The organism is uncultured Bacteroides sp., assembly GCF_949298305.1.
Lineage (GTDB): Bacteria > Bacteroidota > Bacteroidia > Bacteroidales > Bacteroidaceae > Bacteroides.
In genome coordinates this window covers 1-23,844 of sequence record NZ_CASFWU010000031.1, presented here as the reverse complement: position 1 = coordinate 23,844, position 23,844 = coordinate 1, and the positions used below count along the sequence as shown (strand labels likewise).

General features: G+C 54.3%; 14 protein-coding genes. 10 read left to right on the top strand and 4 right to left on the bottom strand.

From position 1 onward, the window contains the following. Nucleotides 1-125 precede the first annotated feature (125 nt). From Q1Y74_RS05920 to Q1Y74_RS05875, 10 genes are all read left to right on the top strand, one after another. Nucleotides 126-1,379: a DUF2264 domain-containing protein gene (locus Q1Y74_RS05920; protein ID WP_300812871.1), complete on the top strand. Its 1,254-nt coding sequence runs from the start codon at nt 126-128 to the stop codon at nt 1,377-1,379. Nucleotides 1,380-1,400: 21 nt separating this feature from the next. After that, nucleotides 1,401-2,723, top strand: coding sequence for a BNR repeat-containing protein (locus Q1Y74_RS05915; RefSeq protein WP_300812870.1), 1,323 nt, complete (start codon nt 1,401-1,403; stop codon nt 2,721-2,723). Between the two features lie 52 nt (nt 2,724-2,775). Continuing rightward, nucleotides 2,776-3,900 (top strand): glycoside hydrolase family 88 protein, encoded by a 1,125-nt coding sequence (locus tag Q1Y74_RS05910; protein WP_300812869.1) that lies wholly within the window; start codon nt 2,776-2,778, stop codon nt 3,898-3,900. 765 nt (nt 3,901-4,665) lie between these two features. Then, entirely contained in the window at nt 4,666-6,597 is a 1,932-nt protein-coding gene (locus tag Q1Y74_RS05905) for a family 43 glycosylhydrolase (protein WP_300812868.1), read from the top strand. Nucleotides 6,598-6,659: 62 nt separating this feature from the next. Continuing rightward, nucleotides 6,660-8,597, top strand: a complete 1,938-nt coding sequence (locus Q1Y74_RS05900; RefSeq protein ID WP_300812867.1) for a glycoside hydrolase family 97 protein — start codon at nt 6,660-6,662, stop codon at nt 8,595-8,597. A gap of 36 nt (nt 8,598-8,633) precedes the next feature. Further along, nucleotides 8,634-11,147, top strand: coding sequence for an alpha-L-arabinofuranosidase C-terminal domain-containing protein (locus Q1Y74_RS05895; RefSeq protein WP_300812866.1), 2,514 nt, complete (start codon nt 8,634-8,636; stop codon nt 11,145-11,147). 51 nt (nt 11,148-11,198) lie between these two features. Next, nucleotides 11,199-13,214, top strand: a complete 2,016-nt coding sequence (locus Q1Y74_RS05890; protein WP_300812865.1) for a glycoside hydrolase family 127 protein — start codon at nt 11,199-11,201, stop codon at nt 13,212-13,214. 10 nt (nt 13,215-13,224) lie between these two features. After that, entirely contained in the window at nt 13,225-15,162 is a 1,938-nt protein-coding gene (locus Q1Y74_RS05885; protein WP_300812864.1) for an alpha-L-arabinofuranosidase C-terminal domain-containing protein, read from the top strand. A gap of 115 nt (nt 15,163-15,277) precedes the next feature. Next, nucleotides 15,278-18,373, top strand: a complete 3,096-nt coding sequence (locus tag Q1Y74_RS05880; RefSeq protein ID WP_300812862.1) for a glycoside hydrolase family 2 TIM barrel-domain containing protein — start codon at nt 15,278-15,280, stop codon at nt 18,371-18,373. A gap of 238 nt (nt 18,374-18,611) precedes the next feature. After that, entirely contained in the window at nt 18,612-19,745 is a 1,134-nt protein-coding gene (locus Q1Y74_RS05875) for a glycoside hydrolase family 43 protein (RefSeq protein WP_300812860.1), read from the top strand. 319 nt (nt 19,746-20,064) lie between these two features. Here the strand turns inward: Q1Y74_RS05875 and Q1Y74_RS05870 are convergent, their stop codons facing one another. The 4 genes from Q1Y74_RS05870 to Q1Y74_RS05855 form a co-directional block, all read right to left on the bottom strand. Continuing rightward, entirely contained in the window at nt 20,065-20,514 is a 450-nt protein-coding gene (locus Q1Y74_RS05870) for a hypothetical protein (protein WP_300812859.1), read from the bottom strand. 23 nt (nt 20,515-20,537) lie between these two features. Beyond that, nucleotides 20,538-21,395, bottom strand: a complete 858-nt coding sequence (locus Q1Y74_RS05865) for a hypothetical protein (protein WP_300812857.1) — start codon at nt 21,393-21,395, stop codon at nt 20,538-20,540. Between the two features lie 289 nt (nt 21,396-21,684). Further along, nucleotides 21,685-22,338 carry a response regulator transcription factor gene (locus tag Q1Y74_RS05860; protein ID WP_300812856.1) on the bottom strand — a complete coding sequence of 218 codons (654 nt, stop codon included), beginning with the start codon at nt 22,336-22,338 and terminating at the stop codon, nt 21,685-21,687. A 92-nt stretch (nt 22,339-22,430) separates the two neighbouring features. Next, nucleotides 22,431-23,741, bottom strand: a complete 1,311-nt coding sequence (locus Q1Y74_RS05855; RefSeq protein ID WP_300812854.1) for a sensor histidine kinase — start codon at nt 23,739-23,741, stop codon at nt 22,431-22,433. Nucleotides 23,742-23,844: the final 103 nt, after the last annotated feature.

Sequence of the window (23,844 nt, the reverse complement as noted above, 5' to 3'; positions counted from 1 at the left end):
GACCGAATAAGTATCTTTTTTGAATTAATAAGCCCTGTTAAGTCGGCCGAAGATGAACTATATTTGCATCGGTAGGATTGCATTGAATCCGGCGGACAGAATCAATTAATCATTTATTCAATATCATGAAAACAGTAAAGTATGCCTGGCTGTTGTTGCTGGCATTATGCTTGGGGACGGTACAGGATGTCTCCGCTAAGAAAAAGAAAGAAAAGGTGATGACCGACCGCGAGCTGTGGTGCGATGTGATGTACCGGATGGCCGCGCCGGTGTTGAGCAACATGAGTGAGGGAAAACTGCAGGAAAACATGCAGGTGGAACTCAGCCCTACGTGGGACGGACGCGACAAGCGGGTCACTTACATGGAATGCTTTGGCCGGCTGATGGCCGGACTGGCTCCCTGGCTCTCGCTGCCCGACGACGATACGGCCGAAGGCAAGCAGCGCAAGCAGCTTCGTGAATGGGCCTTGAAAAGCTATGCGCAGGCCGTAGACCCTGAGAGCAAGGACTATCTGCTTTGGCGTAAGGAAGGGCAGCCGCTGGTGGACGCCGCTTACGTGGCCGAGAGCTTCCTGCGCGGTTTCGATGCCCTGTGGATGCCGCTGGACAGCCTGACCAAGCAACGCTACATCGAAGAGTTCACCCAGTTGCGCCGTGTAGACCCGCCTTATACCAACTGGCTGCTGTTCTCTTCCACCGTAGAGTGTTTCCTGCGCAAGGCGGGCGCCAAGAGCGACACTTACCGCATTGTTTCGGCGCTGCGCAAGGTGGAGGAGTGGTACGTGGGCGACGGCTTCTACAGCGACGGCCCCGGCTTTGCATTCGACTACTACAACAGCTTCGTGCTGCACCCCATGTATGTGGAGTGCCTGGAGGTGTTTACCAACGGCGGCAAGAATAAGGTATGGAATGCCTCCGGGTGCAACTTCCAGCGTGCGCAGAAGCGCATGCAGCGCTACGGCACCATCCTGGAGCGTTTCGTCTCCCCCGAAGGAACCTTCCCCGTTTATGGCCGTTCCATCACTTACCGTACGGGTACCCTCCAGCCGCTGGCCCTGCTGGCCTGGCGGCAGTGGCTGCCCAAGGAGCTGCCCAACGGACAGGTGCGTGCTGCCATGACGGCGGTCATCAGGCGCATGTTTGCCGACAACCGCAACTTCAACGAGAAGGGCTTCCTCGTATTGGGCTTCAACGGCTCCCAGCCGAACATTTCCGACTGGTACACCAACAACGGCAGCCTTTATCTGGCTTCGCTGGCTTTTCTGCCCCTGGGGCTGGCGGCCGACCATCCTTTCTGGACGGACGAGCCCCTGCCCTGGACCTCGAAGAAGGCCTGGGAAGGAGAGGATTTCCCCAAAGACCATGCGTATTACGAATAACCGCTGAAAGGAGGTTTGAAGATGAAAATCAAGACAATCGGACGGAAATGGCTGCTGTGTGGCGTCTGCCTGTGCGGACTGCTGCCGGGCATCGCGCCGCTGTGGGCGCAGAAGGCTCCGAAGGTGCGCCTGGTGGAAGTGGGGAAAGGCTACAGCCAGACGTCGGTCAACACGGCCGTTTTCCGCAACAATTCATTGGTTACGCAGGGCAACGAGCAATACATTGCCTATTACGACGCCGAGGGCTATCTGGTGCTGGGCAAGCGGAAGCTGGGCTCCGAGAAGTGGACGCTGAACCGCACCCAATATCGAGGAAACGTGAAGGACGCGCACAACGTCATCAGCCTGATGCTGGACGGCGACGGCTATCTGCACGTCTCCTTCGACCATCACGGACACCCGCTGAACTACTGCCGCAGCGTGGCACCCCGCTCCTTGCAGCTGGGCGACAAGGAACCCATGACGGGAGTGGACGAAGGCAACGTGACCTATCCCGAGTTCTACCGGCTGGCGGGCGGCGACCTGCTGTTTGCCTACCGTTCGGGCTCTTCGGGCCGCGGCAACCTGGTGATGAACCGCTACGACGTGAAGGCGCGCAGGTGGATGCGGGTGCAGGATGTGCTGATAGACGGCGAGGACCAGCGCAACGCCTACTGGCAGCTCTATGTGGACGCACGCGGCACCATCCACCTCTCGTGGGTGTGGCGCGAGACGTGGCACGTGGAGACCAACCACGACCTCTGCTACGCCCGCTCAATGGACAACGGCCGGACCTGGCAGAAGGCCAACGGCGAGCCGTACGACCTGTCCATCCGCATGGCAAACGCGGAATATGCCTGCCGCATCCCGCAGAACTCGGAACTGATTAACCAGACCAGCATGAGCGCCGACGCCGACGGCAATCCCTACATAGCCACCTACTGGCGCGACCCGGACAGCGACATCCCCCAATACCGCATGGTGTGGCACGACGGAAAGACGTGGCACAGCCGGCAGGTTTCGCAACGCACCACGCCCTTCTCGCTGAAAGGCGGCGGCACCAAAATGATTCCCATAGCCCGCCCGCGCATTGTGGTGGCCGGCGGCAAGACCTGTTATATCTTCCGGGACGAAGAGCGGGGCAGCAAGGTGTCCATGGCCTATACGGAAGACGTGGCCGCAGGCGAGTGGCAGTTCTATGACCTGACCGACTTTGCCGTAGACGCCTGGGAACCCTCGCACGACACCGAACTGTGGAAACAGAAACAGCGCCTCCACCTCTTTGTGCAGCACACGATGCAGGGCGACGGCGAGCGTACCGTGGAGTTCGAGCCGCAGCCGGTCTACGTGCTGGAGGTGGAATAATGAAAATGCAACAACATCAATCAACAAAAAGAAAGGTTTAAAATACGAAATTATGAAAAGTGTTTATGTAGCTTTATTGGGCCTCGCCTGCTGTGTGGGAGGCACATCGTGTACGGAACCGAAGCCGAAGGAGGCCGAAGTCATCGAGATTATCAACCGCGTGAACCGGCACTGGCAGGAGACTCATCCCGAACACGGCCGCTCCTTCTGGGACAACGCGGCCTACCACACGGGCAACATGGAAGCCTATTTCCTGACAGGCAACGAAGCCTATTACAATTACTCCGAGGCCTGGGCCGAACACAACGAGTGGAAAGGCGCCAAAAGCGACAACAAGGAGGACTGGAAGTACAGCTATGGCGAGAGCGATGACTACGTGCTCTTCGGCGACTACCAGATTTGTTTCCAGACCTATGTCGACCTGTACACCGTGAAGCCGGACAGCCACAAGATTGCCCGTGCCTGCGAGGTGATGGAGTATCAGATGAGCACCGGCAGGAACGACTACTGGTGGTGGGCCGACGGCCTCTACATGGTGATGCCCGTGATGACCAAGATGCACAAGCTGACCGGCAACTCCCTCTATCTGGAGAAACTGCACGAATACTGGCTGTATGCCGACAGCATCATGTACGATGCCGACGAAGGCCTTTACTACCGCGACGGCAAATATGTGTACCCGAAACACAAGAGCGTGAACGGCAAGAAGGACTTCTGGGCACGCGGCGACGGCTGGGTGTTTGCAGCCTGGGCCAAAGTCCTGAAGGACCTGCCTGAAACAGACCCCTATCGTCAGGAGTACATCGAACGCTATCAGACCATGGCCAAGTCCATTGCCGCCTGCCAGCAACCCGAAGGTTATTGGACCCGCAGCATGCTTGATCCCCAACACGCTCCCGGTCCTGAGACCAGCGGAACGGCTTTCTTTACCTACGGCTTCCTGTGGGGCATGAACAACGGTTATCTGGACAAAAAGACGTATGCTCCGGTGGTGGAGAAGGCGTGGAACTACCTGACCACCGTAGCCCTGCAGCCCGATGGCCGTGTAGGCTACGTGCAGCCCATCGGCGAGAAGGCCATTCCCGGTCAGGTGGTGGATGCCAATTCTACGGCCAACTTCGGCGTAGGCGCGTTCCTGCTGGCCTCGTGCGAGATGGTGCGCTACATCCGCCAATAGTCCTGTCCGTTGGGCCGACACTTTCCTGCCCTGTTTGCATGTCCGTTTCCGGTTGTTTCCACAAGCGGAGGCGGACATGCTGTCGTTTGTTGCAGGCCGGGGAATGCCGGTGACGGGTGTAATCCGGAAATGGATTTCACTTTTCTCCATGTTACATTTCCACTTTTCCCTACGTTACATGCCCTTTCCTTTCACCCGTTCCGGAACTATGGAAAAGGCTGGGACGATAATCGCCTTCAGCCCTCTCGTTCACGGCGGTGAAACCTGAAGGTTCACGGCAACATGCTGTATGTCAGTATCGGAATTGCTTGTGAAACGGTGAAGGATGGTTCGGTAAAGTCAAAATTGCAGGATGGGTGAAGGCTTTTTCCTCCAGTCTTGGCAGCGGGCCTGGTTTCACCGGCCGGATGCAGGTATTTGCAACGGCAGCGGGAGCGTGCAGGTTCCGTCCGCAGACCGTGCAAGCACCGTCCACGGGCCGTGCAAGCATCGTCCACGGGCCGTGCAAGCATCGTCCACGGGCCGTGCAAGCATCGTCCGCAGGCCGTGCAAGCATGGAAGACATACCGTTACAGTGTATTTCAGATGCATATTACACCCGTGTACAGCTTTTCATGTGCAAACGCGGAAATCGGTGGAGGGGATGCTTCGTCTGCTCCTCTTTTTTGCCGGAATGACCCAAAAATAGCCCCATTTTGGTAGATTTATAGTTGCTTATCTGGTTTTGTTTGTGTATTTTTGACACCAAATAAAACATTTACAATTATGAGAAACACTGTTCGACAGATTTTGTTGACAGCCGGCTTGTTGCTGGCTGTGTTGCTGCCTGTCCGTTCACAGCAGGCAGAAGTTCAGGAAAAAGATTATGCAGCCTATCTTTTTGCGTATTTCACGGGAAATCACATCAGTGAAGAGGCCGTCTGTTTTGCCGTGAGCATGGACGGTTATTCCTATTGGGCCTTGAACGGCGGCAAGCCGGTGCTCGACTCCAAGGTCATCAGCTCCACCGGCGGTGTGCGCGACCCCCACATCCTGCGTTGTCAGGACGGAAAGACTTTTTACATGGTGGTGACGGACATGGTTTCGGACAACGGCTGGGACTCCAACCGGGCCATGGTGCTGCTGAAGTCCACCGACCTGGTCAACTGGTCGCACTCGGTCATCAACATGCAGAAACGCTACGAAGGGCAGGAAAGGCTGAAGCGCGTCTGGGCTCCGCAGACCATTTTTGACCCCGAAGCCGGAAAGTATATGGTTTACTGGTCCATGCAGTATGCAGGCGGACCGGACATTATCTATTATGCCTACGCCAACGACGAGTTCACCGACCTGATAGGCGAACCCAAACCCCTCTTCCTGCCGCAGAACGGAAAGTCGTGCATCGATGGAGACATTGTCTACAAGGACGGTGTGTTCCACCTCTTCTACAAGACCGAGGGACACGGCAACGGCATCAAGGTGGCCACCACCCGCTCGCTGACCTCCGGACAGTGGACCGAAGACCCCGAATACAAGCAGCAGACCACCGAGGCGGTGGAGGGTGCGGGTACCTTCAAGCTGATAGGTCAGGACAAATACATCCTGATGTATGACGTTTACATGAAAGGCCGGTATCAGTTCACCGAGACAACCGACCTGAAGAACTTCAAGGTGATAGACAGCGAGGTGAACATGAACTTCCATCCGCGCCACGGCACCATCATTCCCATCACCCGCGACGAACTGCTGCGCATCACCGCCAAGTGGGGCAAGCCTGCCGAGCTGGGCGAGTTGCCCAATAATCCTGTCCTGCCGGGATTCCATGCCGACCCCGAGATTCTCTATTCCAACAAGACGAAGAAATACTACATTTACTCCACTACCGACGGACAGCCGGGCTGGGGAGGCTGGTATTTCACTGTGTTCTCTTCCACCGACCTCAAGCAGTGGACGTATGAAGGGATTATGCTCGACCTGAAGTCCGAACAGGTGCCTTGGGCCAACGGCAATGCGTGGGCTCCCTGCATCGAGGAGAAGTTGGTGAAGGGTGAGTATAAATACTATTTCTATTACAGCGGAAACCCCAAGGACGGAAACGGCAAGCAGATTGGTGTGGCTGTGAGCGACAATCCCACAGGACCTTTCAAGGATTTGGGTCATCCCATCATTACGGACTCTCCGGTTGGACACGGACAGCAGATTGACGTAGACGTGTTCACCGACCCCGTTTCGGGCAAAAGCTACCTCTACTGGGGCAACGGATATATGGCGGGTGCCGAACTGAACAAGGACATGCTTTCCATCAAGAAAAAGACTCTCACCGTGCTGACGCCCGAAGGCGGCACGCTTCAGGATTATGCCTACCGCGAGGCTCCCTACGTATTCTACCGCAACGGGCTCTATTACTTCCTCTGGTCGGTAGACGACACGGGCTCGCCCAACTATCACGTGGCTTACGGCACGTCCCGTTCTCCGCTCGGTCCCATCCAGGTGGCCGAAAAGCCGGTTGTGCTGATTCAGAATCCTGATAAGGAAATCTACGGCCCTGCACACAATTCGGTGCTGCAGATTCCCGGTACCGATGAGTGGATTATCGTTTATCATCGTATCAATAAATGGTATCTGAAAGACGCTCCCGGTATACACCGTGAAGTCTGCATCGACCGTTTGGAGTTCAACGAAGACGGAACCATCAGACCGGTAACCCCTACTTTATAAATAAGAAAGATATAAAAGATAACGAATAATCGGCCGATGGGCCGATTCAAGAGGCAAACAACATGAAAAACAGATTGAAATTAGCTTTGTGGCTGTTGGCTGCCACCTGTCCGCTGGTGGCGCAGGAAGTGACTGGCCCCGACGGGAAGTTGAAAGTCGTACTGGATTTCCCTGAAAACGGACAACCCACCTATACGGTGACATACGATGGAAAGAACATGCTGGAGGCATCTCCTTTGGGACTGAAAACCAACGTGGGCGATTTCTCACATGGGTTGAAGAAAACAGGCCACGAGGTGAAGCCCATTGATACGACTTACCGGCTCACGCGCATCAAGACTTCCGAGGTGCATTATCAGGCCAATGAACTGGCGGTCTCCGTCGTCAACGGAAAGGGGCAGCCCATGCAGATTACCTTCCGCGTGAGCAACAACGACGTGGCCTTCCGCTATACCTTGCCGCGTCAGGGCGAGACGGGCAGCGTGCGGGTGATGGAAGAGGCGACCGGTTTCCGCTTCCCCGCCCAAACCACTACTTTCCTCTGTCCGCAGAGCGATGCCATGATAGGCTGGAAACGCACCAAACCCAGCTACGAAGAAGAATACAAGGCCGACGCCCCGATGGACGTCCGTTCGCAGTACGGACACGGCTATACTTTCCCCTGCCTGTTCCGGGTAGGCGATGACGGTTGGGTGCTGGTCAGCGAGACAGGGGTGGACAGCCGCTATTGCGGTTCGCGCCTGAGCGACTCGGAGGGAGGCCTGTATCGCATCGCCTTCCCCATGCCCGAAGAGAACAACGGCAACGGGACAGTAGAGCCGGCCTTTGCTCTTTCGGGTTCCACGCCGTGGCGGACGCTGACGGTGGGCGCAAGCCTGAAGCCCATTGTGGAGACAACCGTCCCCTGGGACGTTGTCGAGCCGCGCTATACCACACAGCACGACTATCGTATGGGGCGCGGCACATGGAGCTGGATACTCTGGCAGGACGGAAGCATCAACTACGACGACCAGGTGCGCTACATAGACCTGGCTTCCGCCATGGGCTATGAATACGTATTGATAGACAACTGGTGGGACACGAACATCGGACGCGAACGCATGGAAGACCTCATAAAGTATGCCCACAGCAAGAAGGTGGATGTCTTCCTTTGGTACAGTTCCAGCGGCTATTGGAATGACATCGAGCAGGGACCCGTCAACCGGATGGACAACGCCATCATCCGCAAGCAGGAAATGCGCTGGATGCAGAGCCAGGGTGTGAAAGGCATCAAGGTGGACTTCTGGGGTGGCGACAAGCAGGAGACGATGCGTCTGTACGAAGACCTGCTGAGCGATGCCGACGACCACGGGCTGATGGTCATCTTCCACGGCTGCACCCTGCCTCGCGGCTGGGAGCGGATGTATCCCAACTACGTGGGCAGCGAAGCGGTGCTGGCTTCGGAGAACCTGATTTTCAACCAGCACTTCTGCGACGAAGAGGCCTTCAATGCCTGCCTGCATCCGTTCATCCGCAACACGGTGGGCTGCATGGAGTTTGGCGGAGTATTCCTGAACAAACGCCTGAACCGGGGCAACGACGGCGGCACGACGCGCCGCACGACGGACGTGTTCCAGCTGGCCACGGCAGTCCTCTTCCAGAACCCCATCCAGAACTTTGCCCTGGCGCCCAACAACCTGACGGACGCTCCGCGGCTCTGTCTGGACTTCATGAAGCAGATACCCACCACGTGGGACGAAGTACGTTTCATTGACGGCTATCCGGGCAAGTATGTCGTTCTGGCACGCCGCCATGGCGACACCTGGTACGTGGCCGGCATCAATGCCACGCAGGAGCCGCTGAAGCTGAAACTTTCCCTGCCCATGTTCGAGGGACTGAAGACCGTTTCTCTCTATACGGACGGCAAGCAACTGGAGCCGCTGATGAAGGAGCAGAAACTGAAGAAGGGCAATGTGGCCGAGGTGACCATTGCTCCGCAGGGAGGCATTGTCTTGAAGTGACAAATCATTCATTCCTTAATTATAAATACCAGAAACATGAAGAAAATACTATTGGCATGTGCATTGGCTTGGGGGGCAGCTTCCCTCCAGGCCGGCACTTATGAGGTGACGAACGCGCCCGATTCGGTTTATCTCTTTTCCTACGCCGATGCCAACGGGCAGAGCGGATTGAAGTTCGCCTGGAGCACCGACAAACAGCAGTGGGTGCCGGTGGCAGGCGGTTACAATTATGTCAAGTCGGACTTTGGCGCCTGGGGAAGTGGCAAGAAAATGTACAATCCCCGCCTGGTGCAGAGCCGTGCGGATGGCAAATGGCATTGCACTTGGGAAGCCGTGCAGAGCGGACAGGTCGTGGCTCATGCCGCTTCGGCCGATTTGCTGACTTGGGAGCGGCAGAGCTATTTCCTGCCTGCCGAACGTGCCAAGCACCTGCCTGCCGCAACCTATCCGGCAGACGAGGTGAAAGCCTCCGTGAACGGCAGGGAAGAGAACGGCTGGATGCAGCGTGTTCCCTATGTGTTGGTGGAGCAGCTGAACCGCTATGCCGACCACAAGGCCTATCGGGCGGCGTTGTACGATGAACGTACCGAGCAGGATGCGGCCCGCTTTGCCGGACTGAAGCCGGTGCAGGCATCCATCCGGATACAGGCATCGCAGGGAAAGCCCATCAGCGACCATTTGATTGGCATCTTCTTTGAGGACATCAATTATGCGGCCGACGGCGGACTTTACGCCGAGTTGGTGCAGAACCGCGACTTTGAGTATTCTTCTGCGGAAAGTGGTCAGAAGGGTTGGGGCAGCGGTTATGCCTGGTCGGTGAAGAACGGCGACAGCGTCTCGGAAGTGGCAGTCGCTACCGAGAATCCCCTCCACGCCAACAATCCCCATTATGCGGTGCTGGACGTGAAGCAGGTGGGAACGGCCTTGTGTAACTCCGGCTTTGACGGCATCACGCTGAAGAAAGGCGACAAATACGACTTCTCTCTTTGGGGACGTGTGCCCGAAGGCAGTAAGGGCGGTAAGATAGTGGTGCGTCTGGTGGATGCAGACGGTAGCGAGGTAGCCGAAACTACTGTCAGCGTGACTTCCAAAGACTGGAAGAAGCGGACGGCAGTGCTTACGGCCGGTTCCGATGTGGAGGCCGCCCGGCTCCTGCTGGAACCGCAGACGGCGGGCATTTACCATCTCGACATGATTTCCCTCTTCCCGCAAAAGACGTTCAAGGGTCGCAAGAACGGATTGCGTGCCGACCTGGCGCAGACGTTGGCCGACTTGCATCCGCGCTTTGTACGTTTCCCCGGCGGTTGTGTGGCTCACGGCAACGGTGTGGACAACATTTATGACTGGAAAGGCTCTGTCGGTCCGCTCGAAGCCCGCAAGCCGATGAGCAATCTGTGGGGGTATCACCAGACACGCGGTTTGGGCTATTTTGAGTATTTCCAGTTCTGTGAAGACATCGGTGCGGAGCCGGTACCTGTGCTGGCTGCCGGAGTGCCTTGTCAGAATTCAAGCCGATGCAGCCACCATTCCAAGGACGAGTTGGGCTGCAACGGACAGCAGGGCGGAATCCCGATGGAAGAAATGCCTGCTTATGTACAGGATGTGCTCGACCTGATAGAATATGCCAACGGCGATGCCCGCAAGACGGAATGGGGAAAGAAACGTGCTGAGGCCGGACACCCCAAACCCTTCAATCTGAAATACATCGGCATAGGTAACGAGGATTTGATAACAGACGTGTTCGAGGAGCGCTTCACCATGATATACAACGCCGTACGCGAGAAGTATCCCGATATTACGGTGATAGGCACAGTTGGCCCGTTCTACGAGGGTACCGATTACGACGAAGGCTGGAAGCTGGCTTCCAAGCTGGACATCCCGATGGTGGACGAGCACTACTACGTGGCTCCGGGCTGGCTCATCCATAACCAGGACTATTACGACCGCTACGACCGCAGCAAGTCCAAAGTGTATTTGGGCGAGTATGCCGCTCACCTGCCGGGCCGCCCCAACAACGTGGAGACAGCCCTGGCCGAGGCCTTGTACCTGACTGCTGTCGAGCGCAACGCCGATATTGTTACCATGACTTCCTATGCGCCTTTGCTGGCCAAAGAGAACCATACGCAGTGGAGGCCCGACTTGATTTACTTCAACAACCGGGAAGTGAAGCCCACCGTAGGTTACTACACGCAACAGATGTACGGACAGAATTCTGGAAACATGTATTACGCTTCTGAAATAAAGCTGGACAACAGACGCGACGATGTGAAGAAGCGCATAGCCACATCGGTTGTCAAGGATGAGGCAACGGGCGACTACATCGTGAAACTGGTGAACATGCTGCCGGTAGAAGTCAACTCTCAGGTGACTTTGGACGGTCTTGCACTGAAGAACCCTACGGCACAAAAGACCGTGCTGACGGGCGACCCGAAGGACGAGAAAACGCGTCCCGTGGAAGAGGTCTTTGCGGTGAAGGAAGATGGCTTTGAGTATTCTCTTCCGGCTTATTCGTTTACGGTGATACGCATCAAACAACAGCTTCAGAAGTGAGCTGGTTGGAGAACGACGACACCGATTATAGAGGTTTTTAACGACTGAACCATGAAAAAGACATTTTTAATGGCCGTGGCTGTCCTGCTTTCGGGCAGCCTGGCCGCACAGAAGGAGGCGTTGCACTCCGGCTATCCCATCGACCCCGTTCCTTTTACTTCGGTCAAGGTGACGGACAGCTTTTGGGGACAGCGCCTCAAGGCCAGCCGCGAGGTGACCATCCCGCTGGCCTTCAGCAAATGTGAGGAGACGGGACGTTACGAGAATTTTGTAAAGGCGGCCCATCCCAGCGATGAATACAAGGTCGGAGGCTTTTCGTTTGACGACACCGATGTCTACAAGACCATCGAAGGAGCCAGCTACCTGTTGCAGACCTATCCGGACAAGAAGCTGGAGAAGTACATTGACAGCGTGCTGGTCATTGTGGCCGGCGCACAGGAGCTCGACGGTTACCTGTATACCGCCCGTACCATGAACCCGAAACATCCGCACGAATGGGCGGGGCCGGAACGGTGGACGAAGGTGGAGGAGCTCAGCCACGAGTTCTATAATCTGGGTCACATGGTGGAGGGAGCTGTGGCCCATTACCAGGCTACAGGCAAGCGGAACTTCCTGAACATTGCCATCCGCTATGCCGATTGCGTGTGCAAGGCAATCGGCAACGGCCCCGACCAGCAGAAACTGGTGCCGGGTCATCAGATTGCCGAAATGGCACTGGTGCGCCTCTATCTGGTGACGGGCGACCGGAAGTATCTCGACCAGGCCAAGTTCTTCCTTGATGCCCGCGGCTATACCAGCCGCAAGGATGCCTACAGTCAGGCTCACAAACCCGTGCTGGAGCAGGATGAGGCTGTGGGACATGCTGTCCGTGCCACGTATATGTATGCGGGCATGGCCGATGTAGCTGCCATTACGGGCGATTCGTCCTACATCAAGGCGGTGGACAGAATCTGGGAGAACATCGTCAGCAAGAAAATCTACATCACCGGCGGCATTGGTGCCCGTCATGCAGGCGAGGCTTTCGGCGACAACTACGAACTGCCCAATCTCTCGGCTTATAACGAAACCTGTGCTGCTATCGGCAATGTTTACGTTAATTACCGTCTCTTCCTGCTGCACGGCGATGCCAAATACTTCGACGTGCTGGAACGTACACTCTACAACGGACTGATTTCCGGCGTATCGCTGGACGGCGGTTCCTTCTTCTATCCCAACCCGTTGTCTTCCAACGGCGGCTACAGTCGCAAGCCCTGGTTCGGTTGCGCCTGCTGCCCCAGTAACATCAGCCGTTTCATTCCTTCGCTGCCGGGATATGTCTATGCTGTGAAGGACAATCAGGTATATGTCAACCTCTACATGTCCAACCGTGGCGAGCTGAAAGTCGACCGGAAGAAGGTGGTGCTGGAACAGGAAACCTCCTATCCCTGGGACGGCGACATCCGCATCCGGGTGGCACAGGGCAGTCAGAAGTTTGTGCTGAACCTGCGCATCCCCGGATGGGTGCGTGGTGAAGTGCTTCCCAGTGACCTCTACCGGTATGCCGACAACAAGCAACTCAGTTATGCCGTAACGGTTAACGGCGAACCTGTGGCCGGGGAATTGCAGAAAGGATATTTGCAGATTGACCGCAAATGGAAGAAGGGTGATGTGGTGGAAGTACATTTCGACATGCAGCCCCGTGTGGTCAAGGCTCACGAACAGGTAGCTGCCGACCGAGGCCGTGTGGCCATTGAGCGGGGCCCCATCGTGTATTGTGCCGAATGGCCCGACAATGATTTCAATGTACACAACATACTGCTGAACCAGCGGCCTACTTTCCAGGTGGTAAACAAGCCCGACCTGCTGTATGGCATTTGTGAGCTGACCACCGAAGCTCAGTCTCTCAGCTACAACGCAGCAGGCAAACTGGCTGTAAAGGATGTCACGCTGACACTGATACCCTACTATGCGTGGGCGCATCGGGGTGAAGGCGATATGGAGGTCTGGCTCCCGATTGAGGTGGGGGCTTCATCGGCACAACCTCAGAAAGTCGAAAAACAGGAAGATAACGGATTCTTTAATCATTAAATAACAGCTTATGAAGAAAATAACTACGATTCTTGCGCTATCCCTTGCCATGGGGTTGCAGGCGCAACAGCACGTGATGACGGTTGATGTGTCGAAGCCGGTGGCCAAGATACAGCCGACCATGTATGGCATCTTCTTTGAAGACATCAATTTCGGAGCAGACGGAGGCTTGTATGCCGAGCTGGTAAAGAACCGCTCGTTTGAGTTTCCGCAGCCCTTTGTCGGTTGGGTGCCTTTTGGTAACGTGACGGTTCAAAGTGAAAAGCCTTGCTTTGACCGCAATCCGCACTATGTGCGCGTGGTGAACGACGGGCGGCTGCTCCGTGCCGGACTCGACAACGAAGGCTTTACGGGCATTGGCCTGAAGCAAGGCGAGGAATACCGCTTCTCGGTCTATGCCCGCACGCCGGACGCTGCTCCGATGAAACTCTCCGTCGAGCTGGTTTGCGCCGACGGTTCCAACCCCCTGAAGAAAGAAATTGAAGTGAAAGGCAACGATTGGCAGAAGCAGACGGTCATCCTGAAATCGCCCTTTACCGACGCCCACGCCCGTCTGCGCATCGTATTGCTGACAAAAGGTACGGTGGACATGGACCATATTTCCCTGTTCCCCGTCAAAACCTGGAAGGGGCGTGAGAACGGATTGCGTGCCGACCTGGCCCAAGCCTTGTACGATTTGAATCCCGGCGTGTTCCGTTTCCCCGGCGGCTGTATCATCGAGGGCAACAGTCTGGCTACCCGCTATCAGTGGAAGAACTCGGTAGGTCCTGTCGAGAACCGTCCGCTGAACGAGAACCGCTGGAACTATACCTTCAAGCATAAAGCTTTCCCCGACTATTTTCAGAGCCTGGGTCTGGGCTTTTACGAGTATTTCCTGCTGAGCGAGGACATCGGTGCCGAGCCTCTGCCGGTCATCAGTTGCGGCCTTTCCTGCCAGTATGAGAGCAATGAGGTTGTTCCGCTGGACGAACTCGACCCCTACGTACAGGACGTTCTTGACCTGATTGAGTTTGCCAACGGCGATGTGAACACTACCTGGGGAAAAGTCCGTGCCGAGATGGGACACCCTGCTCCGTTCAATCTCAAGATGATTGCTGTGGGCAACGAGCAGTGGGACAAGGTCTATGTAGAACGTCTGGAAGTGTTTACCAAGGCCATTCGTGCGAAATACCCGGACATCAAAGTCGTCGGCTCTTCCGGTCCCAGCGCATCGGGCGACAAGTTCGACTATCTGTGGCCCGAGATGAAGCGGGTAGGCGTAGACCTGGTGGATGAACACTATTACATGGCTCCTGAATGGTTCCTGAGCAATGCCAAGCGCTATGACACCTACGACCGCAAGGGCCCGAAGGTGTTTGCCGGAGAATATGCGGCACACGACTATCCGACGGGTAAAGCCAACAATCTGTATGCCGCCCTGTCTGAGGCTGCCTTCATGACCGGACTGGAGCGCAACGCCGATGTGGTACACCTGGCCACTTACGCTCCTTTGTTTGCCCATGTAGATGCCTGGCAGTGGAATCCGGATCTGATTTGGTTTGACAACCTGCGCATGATGCGCACGCCGAACTACTATGTGCAGCAAATGTATGGTATGAACACGGGCACCGACGTACTTCGCTTGCAGATGAACGGTGAGGCGGTTGCCGGCCAGGACAGTCTGTATGCGACGGCAGCTCTCGATGCCCCGACAGGAGAAATCATCGTGAAGCTGGTGAACGTGGGTGCGGCGCCTGCCGAAGTGAAGATTGATTTCAACGGACTGAAGAAACGCCAGCTTGTGTCGGGCACCTGTACTTATCTGCAAAACGACGACTGGAAGACTGTCAACACGTTGGAGCAGGAAGCGTTGGTTCCGCGTGTACGTCCTGTGCAGGCGCAAGGCCAGTCCTTGGATTTGCAGCTTCCCGCACGTTCGTTCGGGGTTTATCGGTTGCAATTGAAATAAAAACCTTCATATTTGAAATATAATTCTTCTGTTTGTACATTCATTTCTCTTATCTTTGTAGCGGTATGGTAGTATGTCTTCTGCCATACTGCTACATTCATAAAATATTTATATCATGAGAAAACAACTGATTACAGGGCTGTTTGCTGCTTTGGCCGTGAGCGGGAGCGCACAGTCTTTCAAAGAGTGGCAGGATCCTGAAGTGAATGCCGTGAACCGTGCTCCGATGCACGCCAATTATTTTGCCTACGAGTCGGAAGAGGCGGCTATGTCTGGCGAGAAAGAAAATTCATCCAATTACATGACCATGAATGGCACCTGGAAATTTTTCTGGGTGAAGGATGCCGATTCCCGTCCTACCGACTTTTGGAAAGTAGGTTTCAATGACAAGGGTTGGGACAATCTGCAAGTTCCGGCCGTTTGGGAACTGAACGGTTATGGCGACCCCATTTACGTCAATGTAGGCTATGCCTGGCGCAACCAGTTCAAAAGCAATCCTCCGCAAGTTCCTACTGCCAATAACCATGTAGGCTCTTATCGCCGTGAGTTTGTGATTCCTGCTACGTGGAAAGGGAAGGACATCATTGCTCATTTCGGTTCCGTTACTTCCAATATGTATCTGTGGGTGAACGGCAAATATGTGGGCTATAGTGAAGACAGCAAGCTGGAGGCCGAGTTCAATCTGACTTCTTATCTGAAGCCCGGCCAGAAGAACCTGATTGCTTTCCAGGTGTTCCGTTGGTGCGATGGTTCCTATCTGGAAGACCAGGACTTTTTCCGCTTCAGCGGCGTGGGGCGTGACTGCTATTTATACGCCCGCGACAAGAAACGCATTGAAGACATTCGTGTGACTCCCGACCTGGACGCCGACTACAAGAACGGTTCGCTGAACGTGGAACTGACCTTAAAGGGAGGCGGCAACGTCAACCTGGAACTGCTGGACGCTGCCGGCAATCAGGTGGCCACGGCTACGGCCAAAGGCAGCGGCCCGGTGGTGATGAATGTGGAAAACCCGTCGAAGTGGAGTGCCGAGTCTCCTTATCTTTATACATTGCGTGCCTCCATGCAAGGCAGCAGCGAGGTGATTCCCGTCAAGGTGGGCTTCCGCAAGGTTGAACAGAAGAACGGTCAGATTCTGGTGAACGGCAAGGCTGTCCTCTTCAAGGGCGCCAACCGTCACGAACTGGACCCGGACGGCGGCTATGTCGTATCGCCCGAACGTATGCTTCAGGACATTCAGATGATGAAGAAGTTCAATATCAACGCTGTGCGTACCTGTCACTATCCCGATGCCAACCTGTGGTACGACCTGTGCGACCAGTATGGCATCTATGTAGTGGCCGAGGCTAACATCGAGTCTCACGGTATGGGCTATGGTGACGAAACTGTGGCCAAGCGTGCTGACTACAAGAAAGCCCACATGGAACGCAACCAGCGCAACGTACAGCGTGGCTTCAACCACCCCAGCATTATCTTCTGGTCGTTGGGTAACGAGGCCGGTTTCGGTCCTAATTTTGAAGCCGCTTATAATTGGATAAAGGCCGAAGACCCCAGCCGTCCTGTCCAGTACGAACAAGCTCATGGCAACGAATTTACCGACGTTTACTGTCCCATGTATGCAGACTACAACCACATGGAGAAGTATGCACAGCGCAAGGACATCAAGAAGCCGTTGATTCAATGCGAATATGCTCACGCCATGGGCAACTCTCAGGGTGGCTTTAAAGAATATTGGGACCTCATCCGCAAATATCCTGCCCTGCAAGGCGGTTTCATCTGGGACTTTGTTGACCAGTCAGTACGCTGGACGGGCAAGAACGGCGTCAGCATCTACGCTTACGGCGGCGACTTCAACCGTTACGATGCTTCGGACAACAACTTCTGCGACAACGGCCTTATCAGCCCCGACCGTGTGCCCAATCCGCACATGTACGAGGTAGGTTATTTCTATCAGAACATCTGGACCACTCCCGCCGACTTGGCACAGGGCGAGGTGAACGTTTACAACGAGAACTTCTTCCGCGACCTCTCTGCCTACTACATGGAGTGGGAAGTGCTGGCCAACGGAAAGCCCGTGCGTTCCGGCCGTGTAGACCAGTTGAATGTAGCTCCGCAGCAGACTGCCAAAATCAAGCTCGACCTGGGCAAGATGTGCGAGTGCAAGGAAATGCTGTTGAACGTCACCTACCGTCTGAAGAACAGCGAAGGTGTGCTTCCTGCCGGATATGCTGTGGCCAAGGACCAGCTTACGCTCAATCCCTACAAGGCTCCCGACATGGAACTGAAGAATGTGGAGACGGTCAATGTGGCCGTGGTGGCTCCGCAAGTGCGTGACAACGACTGGACTTATCTGATTGTAAACGGCGAAGACTTCTGCCTGGAATTCAACAAACACACAGGCTATCTGTCCCGTTACCAGGTGGCCGGCACGGAGATGCTGAACGAAGGCGCACAACTGACACCCAACTTCTGGCGTGCACCGACCGATAACGACATGGGTGCCGGGCTGCAACGTCGCTTCGCTGTCTGGAAAGATCCGGGGCTGAAGCTGACTTCCTTCAAGTGGGATGCTGCCAACAATCAGGTGACGGTCAATGCAGAATACGAAATGAAGAACGTACAGGCCAAGCTGAATCTGACTTATGTCATCAACAACAAGGGTGCTGTGAAGGTGACGCAGAAGATGACTGCCACCGCAGACGCCAAAATATCTCCGATGTTCCGTTTCGGTATGCAGGTGCAGATGCCCAAGTCGTTCGAGACCATCGAATACTACGGCCGTGGCCCGGTTGAGAACTACATCGACCGCAACCACAGCACAGACCTCGGTCTTTATCGCCAGAGCGTAGACGGGCAGTTCTATTCCTACATCCGTCCGCAGGAGACCGGTACCAAGACCGACATCCGCTGGTGGAAGCAGGTGAATGCTGCCGGTCGCGGCTTGCAGATTGTGGGTGATGCTCCTTTCTCAGCTTCGGCACTGCACTACACCATCGATTCGCTGGACGACGGTTGGGACAAAGAACAGCGCCACTCGCCCGAGGTGGAGAAGGCCGACTTCACCAACCTCTGCATTGACAAGGTGCAGATGGGTCTGGGTTGTGTGAACAGTTGGGGCGCATGGCCGTTGCCGCAGTACCAGGTACCTTACGGCGACTATGAGTTCTCGTTCATTCTGACTCCTGTCAACCACGTGGTAGACATGGAATGACAATAGGCCGCTGAGGCAGTAAGGCGCAGGCGGACACGTGTCGGTGCAGCTCTTTTTCGGAGATTGGGTTGCAAGCGCGTGCCGGCCTGCGCTTTTTTGTTTCCGGCGGGCTTCCCGATGTCCTTTTGGGCTATATTTATGCTTTTATGAAACATCTTTAGGGGGAAGCGAATGTGTTTTATCCCTATTTTTGTATCTGTGAAAACACTTCTTTCGTAGAACGAATAATGAATGCTTTATGCGCAAACTGATTGTACTCGGACTGGCATGGCTTGCCTGCGTGTCCGTAGCCTGCACACAGGCACCGAAAAATGTGGCCGGGGGAGAGATTGTCCCCAACGGCGTGTGGAACGATGTGGACAGTGCCTACATCAACGCCCATGGCGGCGGCATCCTGTACCACGGAGGTACGTATTACTGGTTCGGCGAGCACCGTCCGGCCGAAGGCTTCTCCACCAAGGTGGGTGTGAACTGCTACTCTTCGGCCGATTTGTGCAACTGGAAATACGAGGGCGTGGCCCTGTCGGTTTCCGATAAGGCTGGAGACGACATCGAGGTGGGCTGCATCATGGAAAGGCCCAAAGTGATTTATAATGTCCCGACGAAGAAGTTCGTCATGTGGTTCCATCTGGAGCTGAAGGGACGGGGCTACGAGGCCGCACGTGCAGCGGTGGCGGTGAGCGACACACCCGCAGGGCCTTACCGCCTGGTCCGTTCCGGTCGTGTAAATCCCGGCCAATATCCGCAGAACATGACCGAGGAAGAGCGTGCCCTCAATCTGAAGACCGAAGACTATGCCGAATGGTGGACGCCCGAGTGGCGCAAGGCCGTGGAGAAGGGCTTGTTCGTGAAGCGCGACCTGGAGGGCGGCCAGATGTCCCGCGACATGACCCTCTATGTGGACGATGACGGCAAGGCCTACCACATCTATTCTTCCGAGGAGAACCTGACCCTGCACATTGCCGAACTGACCGATGACTACCAGCGCCATACGGGCCGTTACATCCGCATCTTTCCCGGCGGGCACAACGAGGCACCGGCCATCTTCAAGCACAACGGCACTTATTGGATGATAACTTCGGGTTGTACGGGCTGGGAACCGAACGAGGCGCGCATGTTTTCCGCCCCTTCCATCTGGGGGCCGTGGACACAGCACCCCAATCCGATGGTGGGCGAGGGAGCCGACAAGACTTTCGGCGGACAGAGCACTTTTGTGCTGCCCCTCTCCAAGGACAACTTTGTTTTCATGGCCGACGTATGGAAACCGAAGTCGCTGATGTACTCGGCCTACATCTGGCTGCCGGTTCAGTTCAAGGAAGACGGAACTCCCTTCATAGAGTGGAAAAACCGCTGGAATCTGCATTTTGACTGATTTCTGCCCTTTTATGAAACATTTGTAGTAGTTGCGCCGTTGTTTTTTTCCATATATTTGCAGTGTCAAAAGGAAATGAATGATTCTTTGTAGGTGTTAGTAGACAAGGTAAAGGATTAATTATTTTACTTGTTTGTTTTTCAATAGGTTTTATGGTAGAGGGCTTTCCCCGAAAGGGGAAGGCCCTCTGACTGTTTTGTACTTCCATCGGAATTTGCGTTAGCTGAGACTAATTCGGAACCGGATTTTAGCCGGTGTCTGTGTTTGGTGTTCGCGGAAAATGCACACATGGCTTCCATACTGATTTTCCGGACGAAACTTAAGATTCTGCTATATTGTCCAGCATTTTTTTACCCATCATGGCGATTTGGGTCATTTTACCGAGCAGGCTGATGTCGGAATCTTTAACGGCATCCAAGATGTCAAAAATCTGCGTCCATTCCTCTTCTGTGAGCATTCCTGGGATTTCCTTAAAATGGATTTTTTCATTTTTGTATGACAGGTATACTTCTTTTCTGTCATATTGGTCTACTTGTTTGCGGACTTTGAGTTCCGAAAGAGGAGATTTGAAAACCTTTCCATTTTTTAGAACGACTTCAATATTGCCGTCTTTAACCGACAACCGATTTAAAAGCCAACTTTTAGGATTTGCCCAATAAACTTGAAGTAGCTTTTGGAACAGACTTAGTTCTTTTGTCTCGTACGTGAAATTCAAAGAATGAAAATAATCTTCTGCAAGTAAATCTGGGTCGGAATTCTTATTATCCATAATATTCTATTTTCGGTTAAACATTAATCAAGCAGGGTGTTGCCTACGTAGGACGATTCATACTCCATTTCTTGCCACTCGTAACTGCACTTCTTGTCATCGTTCCTGAGAAAGGTGATAAGAAATGAACGATGGTTGGAATATCCTACAAGATAGGAGTTGAAAGAATCTTCGTAAGGCGCACAATATACAACTGAGATATCTTTTCCTTGTTCGGCATTCATCCATTGCTGCATTAGTTTCAATGCGGCGTAAACACAATCATCGGACGAGCCTTTATTGGCTGAATTCATATAATAGAATTGCCACGGGACGTTCTCAAATTTGTACTCATAGACATTACTCACATTCTCAGGACCAAATCCGTATTTGGGATGTGCAATAATCAAACCTAATTGCGCAGGTAGGGAGGTCTCATCCTCATTGAATATCCATTCGTTTTCTCCTTTTTCTATGCTTTCAAGGATTTCATTCAGCGATTGGGCAGTGGCCGTTAGGCCCTTTGTCCCGATTTGAGATTTTAACAGATTGATTGTTTTCTCATAGGATTCACGGAAGGAATCGCTGATGTACTCCAGAGCCTTTGCCTTTTTCTCTTGCTCGTCTACGTACATGTCGGACAGCAGGTTGTCGCCGAAGAACATGTATGTGTTGGATATGTTTTCCATCGCTTCATCATTATAGTCTTCCACTGCTTTATCTAAGTTTCCCGAAACGGTATTATTCCAGTAGTCGACAAAGGTGTCATGAAACTCGGCTGCAATTGCTTCGTTGTAAAGCCTGCCGCTTCTTATTACTTCTTCTTCAGTTTCCGAGAATTCGCTACAACCTATGAGCAAGATTGATACGGGAAGCATAAATAGTAGATTTAGAGCTTTCATGTGATGTGATTTTTAGATTGCGGTTAATGATTATTCGCAAAAATACTTGCTTCTGTTTAGTAAATCAAGTTCATAATGGTTCATATAGGCGGGTTATGGCGAATGGTAAGAACTGTTTTTCTCGGACAGTACCGCATGCTTTATTCCGTCAGCGGGTACATGCTGGCTCCTGCCGGTTGATTGCTCCGTAAAAATACTCCGCAAGTTCTGGACGCCTGGCCTTTTTGGGGGGGGAGGGACGGATGGATGGACGGGAAGGACGGGTAGGCGATGGGGCGGTAGGCCGGCATCAGCACTTGCGTATAGGAATGATGCCTTTGGAGATGGCTGTCATGATGAGGTCGGCCACGTTGCGGGCGCCCAGTTTCTCCATCAGGTGTCTGCGGTGCGTGTCTACGGTGTTGGTGGAGACGCACAGTTCGCGGGCTATTTCCTGCGTGCTTTTCCCTTCGGAGATTTGTTTCAGCACGTCCAGTTCCCTGAGCGTGATTTCTTCACGCCGTCCCTCTTCGGAGCGTTTCATCTGTGTGCGCACATGTTCGGCGTAGGGGCAGTAATAGGAGGCTCCGTCCAGTACGCAGCGGATGGCTTCGGCAATTTTGGTGGAGTCGACCGATTTGAATAGGATGCCCTCTACGTTGCATTGTATCAAATCCTTGATGAACCAGATTTCTTCGTGCATGGTGTTGACGATGATGCGTGCGTGGGCGTCTTTCTCGCGGATGTGGGAGATGATGTCCACTCCGGACATGTCGGGGAGTTCCATGTCGAGCAAAAAGAGGTCGAATCGTTGGGTCGCGATGAGCTGCAAGGCTTCTTTCCCCGTAGATGCGGTACAAATGTTCTTGATTTCCGGCAACGAACATTCTACAATCCGTTTCAAACCCTGCAGCACCAGGTCGTGGTCATCTATCAGTAAAATGCGTATATCTTTACCTTTCATCGGCTGATTCCTGTGTTTCGTTTTATATTGCAAAGAAAAAGCATTTATTGATATGCCCTATCACGAAAAATAGTGATTTTTCTTCTCCGGACTCATGGTTTTCCGTGAGGCAAAGGCACTTCCAGATGGAACTTCTGTCCCCTTTCATCGGTTTCTGCACGCAAGGTGGCGCCGATGGTCTTTGCACGTTCGCGCATGGTGTCCAGTCCTACTCCTCCGTTTCTGCCGTGTTCCGGATTGTATTCTTTCCCGTTGTTCTCAATGCTGAGAATCAGCCTGTCCGGACTAATCTTGAGCCTGATGCCGATGCGGGTTGCTTGGGCATATTTGAGAATGTTGGACAGCGCTTCCTGCAAGATGCGATAGATTTCGTAGGCCGTATGTTCGGGTATCTTGTCTGCGGTGGCATTGTGGATGTCTTTTTCAAAAGAGAGTTTCATATTTTCGGGCAGACTCAACCGCTCGATGTATGCTTCGATGATTTCTTCCGGCGTCGCGTTCTTGAAGCTGGGCGGCATCAGTTCGTGGGAGATGCTGCGCACTTCTTCGCGGGTCTGTTCCACCAGAGCAAGCACTTGTCTGACTTCTGCGCCGGGCGTGAGGAGCTGTATTTGCAGCCCTATGCCCAGCAGGTCGTTGCAGACGCCGTCGTGCAGGTCCTTGGCCAGGCGGGTGCGCTCCTTTTCCATGCCTTCGATGTAGCTTTGCGCCATCTTCAGCTCCTCTTCCTTGCGGAGGCGTCGCCTGCGGAACAGGTAGAAGAACGTCAGGAGCAGGGAGAGGGAGAGGGCGGCCACGGCGACGGCTGTCCGGCGCACGATGCGGGTCTCCTGTCTCAGCCGCTCTTCGTTGAGGCGGGCTATCTCCAGTTCCTTTTTATAGGTTTCGTATTTGACGCTGAATTCGGACAGTTCCGTCTCGATGGCGGCGTTGTGCAGGCTGTCGGCGGCCTGGTAGGCCAGCTCGTAGTGGGCTGCCGCCTGGCGGTGGTTGCCGAGGGCGTCGTAGTTGCGGGCCATGGACAGATAGAGGCGGTCGATGGGGGTAGGCGTGTTCTGTCCTTGGGAGGCCAGCAGCTGTTTCTGTATGGCCAGGCTCTCGTCGTATCGTCCCATCCGGCTCAGAATTTGGTAGAGCGTTTCGCGGTATCCCTGCACTTCGGCCGAGTTCTCGGGCAGCAGCGGGATGAGCTTTTCGGTCTCGGTCATGTAGTGGTTGATGGAGTCGGGCTGGTTCATCCGGTGGAACATCCCCAACAGATACGTGACCCCTTTCAGGATGAATCTCGGTTTCCCCTGTTGGCGGGCTTTCGCCAGTGCCGGATACAGCTGGCTGATGGCTTCCTCGTTCTTTCCGCAAAGGGTGAGGATGACGCCGGCCGTGTTTGCGGCATAAATGACCATATCCACCCGTTGGCGGAATTAACTTAGTGCGTATTTAATTCTGCCAATAGGCTTGTTATTAATATAGTTGACGTATTGCAACACGGTCAGCGCACTAATTTTG

What these genes read in the sequence shown, in the direction of transcription:
- Q1Y74_RS05920 (WP_300812871.1), top strand. Translation starts at nt 126, where the DNA reads ATGAAAACAGTAAAGTATGCCTGGCTGTTGTTGCTGGCATTATGCTTG.
- Q1Y74_RS05915 (WP_300812870.1), top strand. Translation starts at nt 1,401, where the DNA reads ATGAAAATCAAGACAATCGGACGGAAATGGCTGCTGTGTGGCGTCTGC.
- Q1Y74_RS05910 (WP_300812869.1), top strand. Translation starts at nt 2,776, where the DNA reads ATGAAAAGTGTTTATGTAGCTTTATTGGGCCTCGCCTGCTGTGTGGGA.
- Q1Y74_RS05905 (WP_300812868.1), top strand. Translation starts at nt 4,666, where the DNA reads ATGAGAAACACTGTTCGACAGATTTTGTTGACAGCCGGCTTGTTGCTG.
- Q1Y74_RS05900 (WP_300812867.1), top strand. Translation starts at nt 6,660, where the DNA reads ATGAAAAACAGATTGAAATTAGCTTTGTGGCTGTTGGCTGCCACCTGT.
- Q1Y74_RS05895 (WP_300812866.1), top strand. Translation starts at nt 8,634, where the DNA reads ATGAAGAAAATACTATTGGCATGTGCATTGGCTTGGGGGGCAGCTTCC.
- Q1Y74_RS05890 (WP_300812865.1), top strand. Translation starts at nt 11,199, where the DNA reads ATGAAAAAGACATTTTTAATGGCCGTGGCTGTCCTGCTTTCGGGCAGC.
- Q1Y74_RS05885 (WP_300812864.1), top strand. Translation starts at nt 13,225, where the DNA reads ATGAAGAAAATAACTACGATTCTTGCGCTATCCCTTGCCATGGGGTTG.
- Q1Y74_RS05880 (WP_300812862.1), top strand. Translation starts at nt 15,278, where the DNA reads ATGAGAAAACAACTGATTACAGGGCTGTTTGCTGCTTTGGCCGTGAGC.
- Q1Y74_RS05875 (WP_300812860.1), top strand. Translation starts at nt 18,612, where the DNA reads ATGCGCAAACTGATTGTACTCGGACTGGCATGGCTTGCCTGCGTGTCC.
- Q1Y74_RS05870 (WP_300812859.1), bottom strand. Translation starts at nt 20,514, where the DNA reads ATGGATAATAAGAATTCCGACCCAGATTTACTTGCAGAAGATTATTTT.
- Q1Y74_RS05865 (WP_300812857.1), bottom strand. Translation starts at nt 21,395, where the DNA reads ATGAAAGCTCTAAATCTACTATTTATGCTTCCCGTATCAATCTTGCTC.
- Q1Y74_RS05860 (WP_300812856.1), bottom strand. Translation starts at nt 22,338, where the DNA reads ATGAAAGGTAAAGATATACGCATTTTACTGATAGATGACCACGACCTG.
- Q1Y74_RS05855 (WP_300812854.1), bottom strand. Translation starts at nt 23,741, where the DNA reads ATGGTCATTTATGCCGCAAACACGGCCGGCGTCATCCTCACCCTTTGC.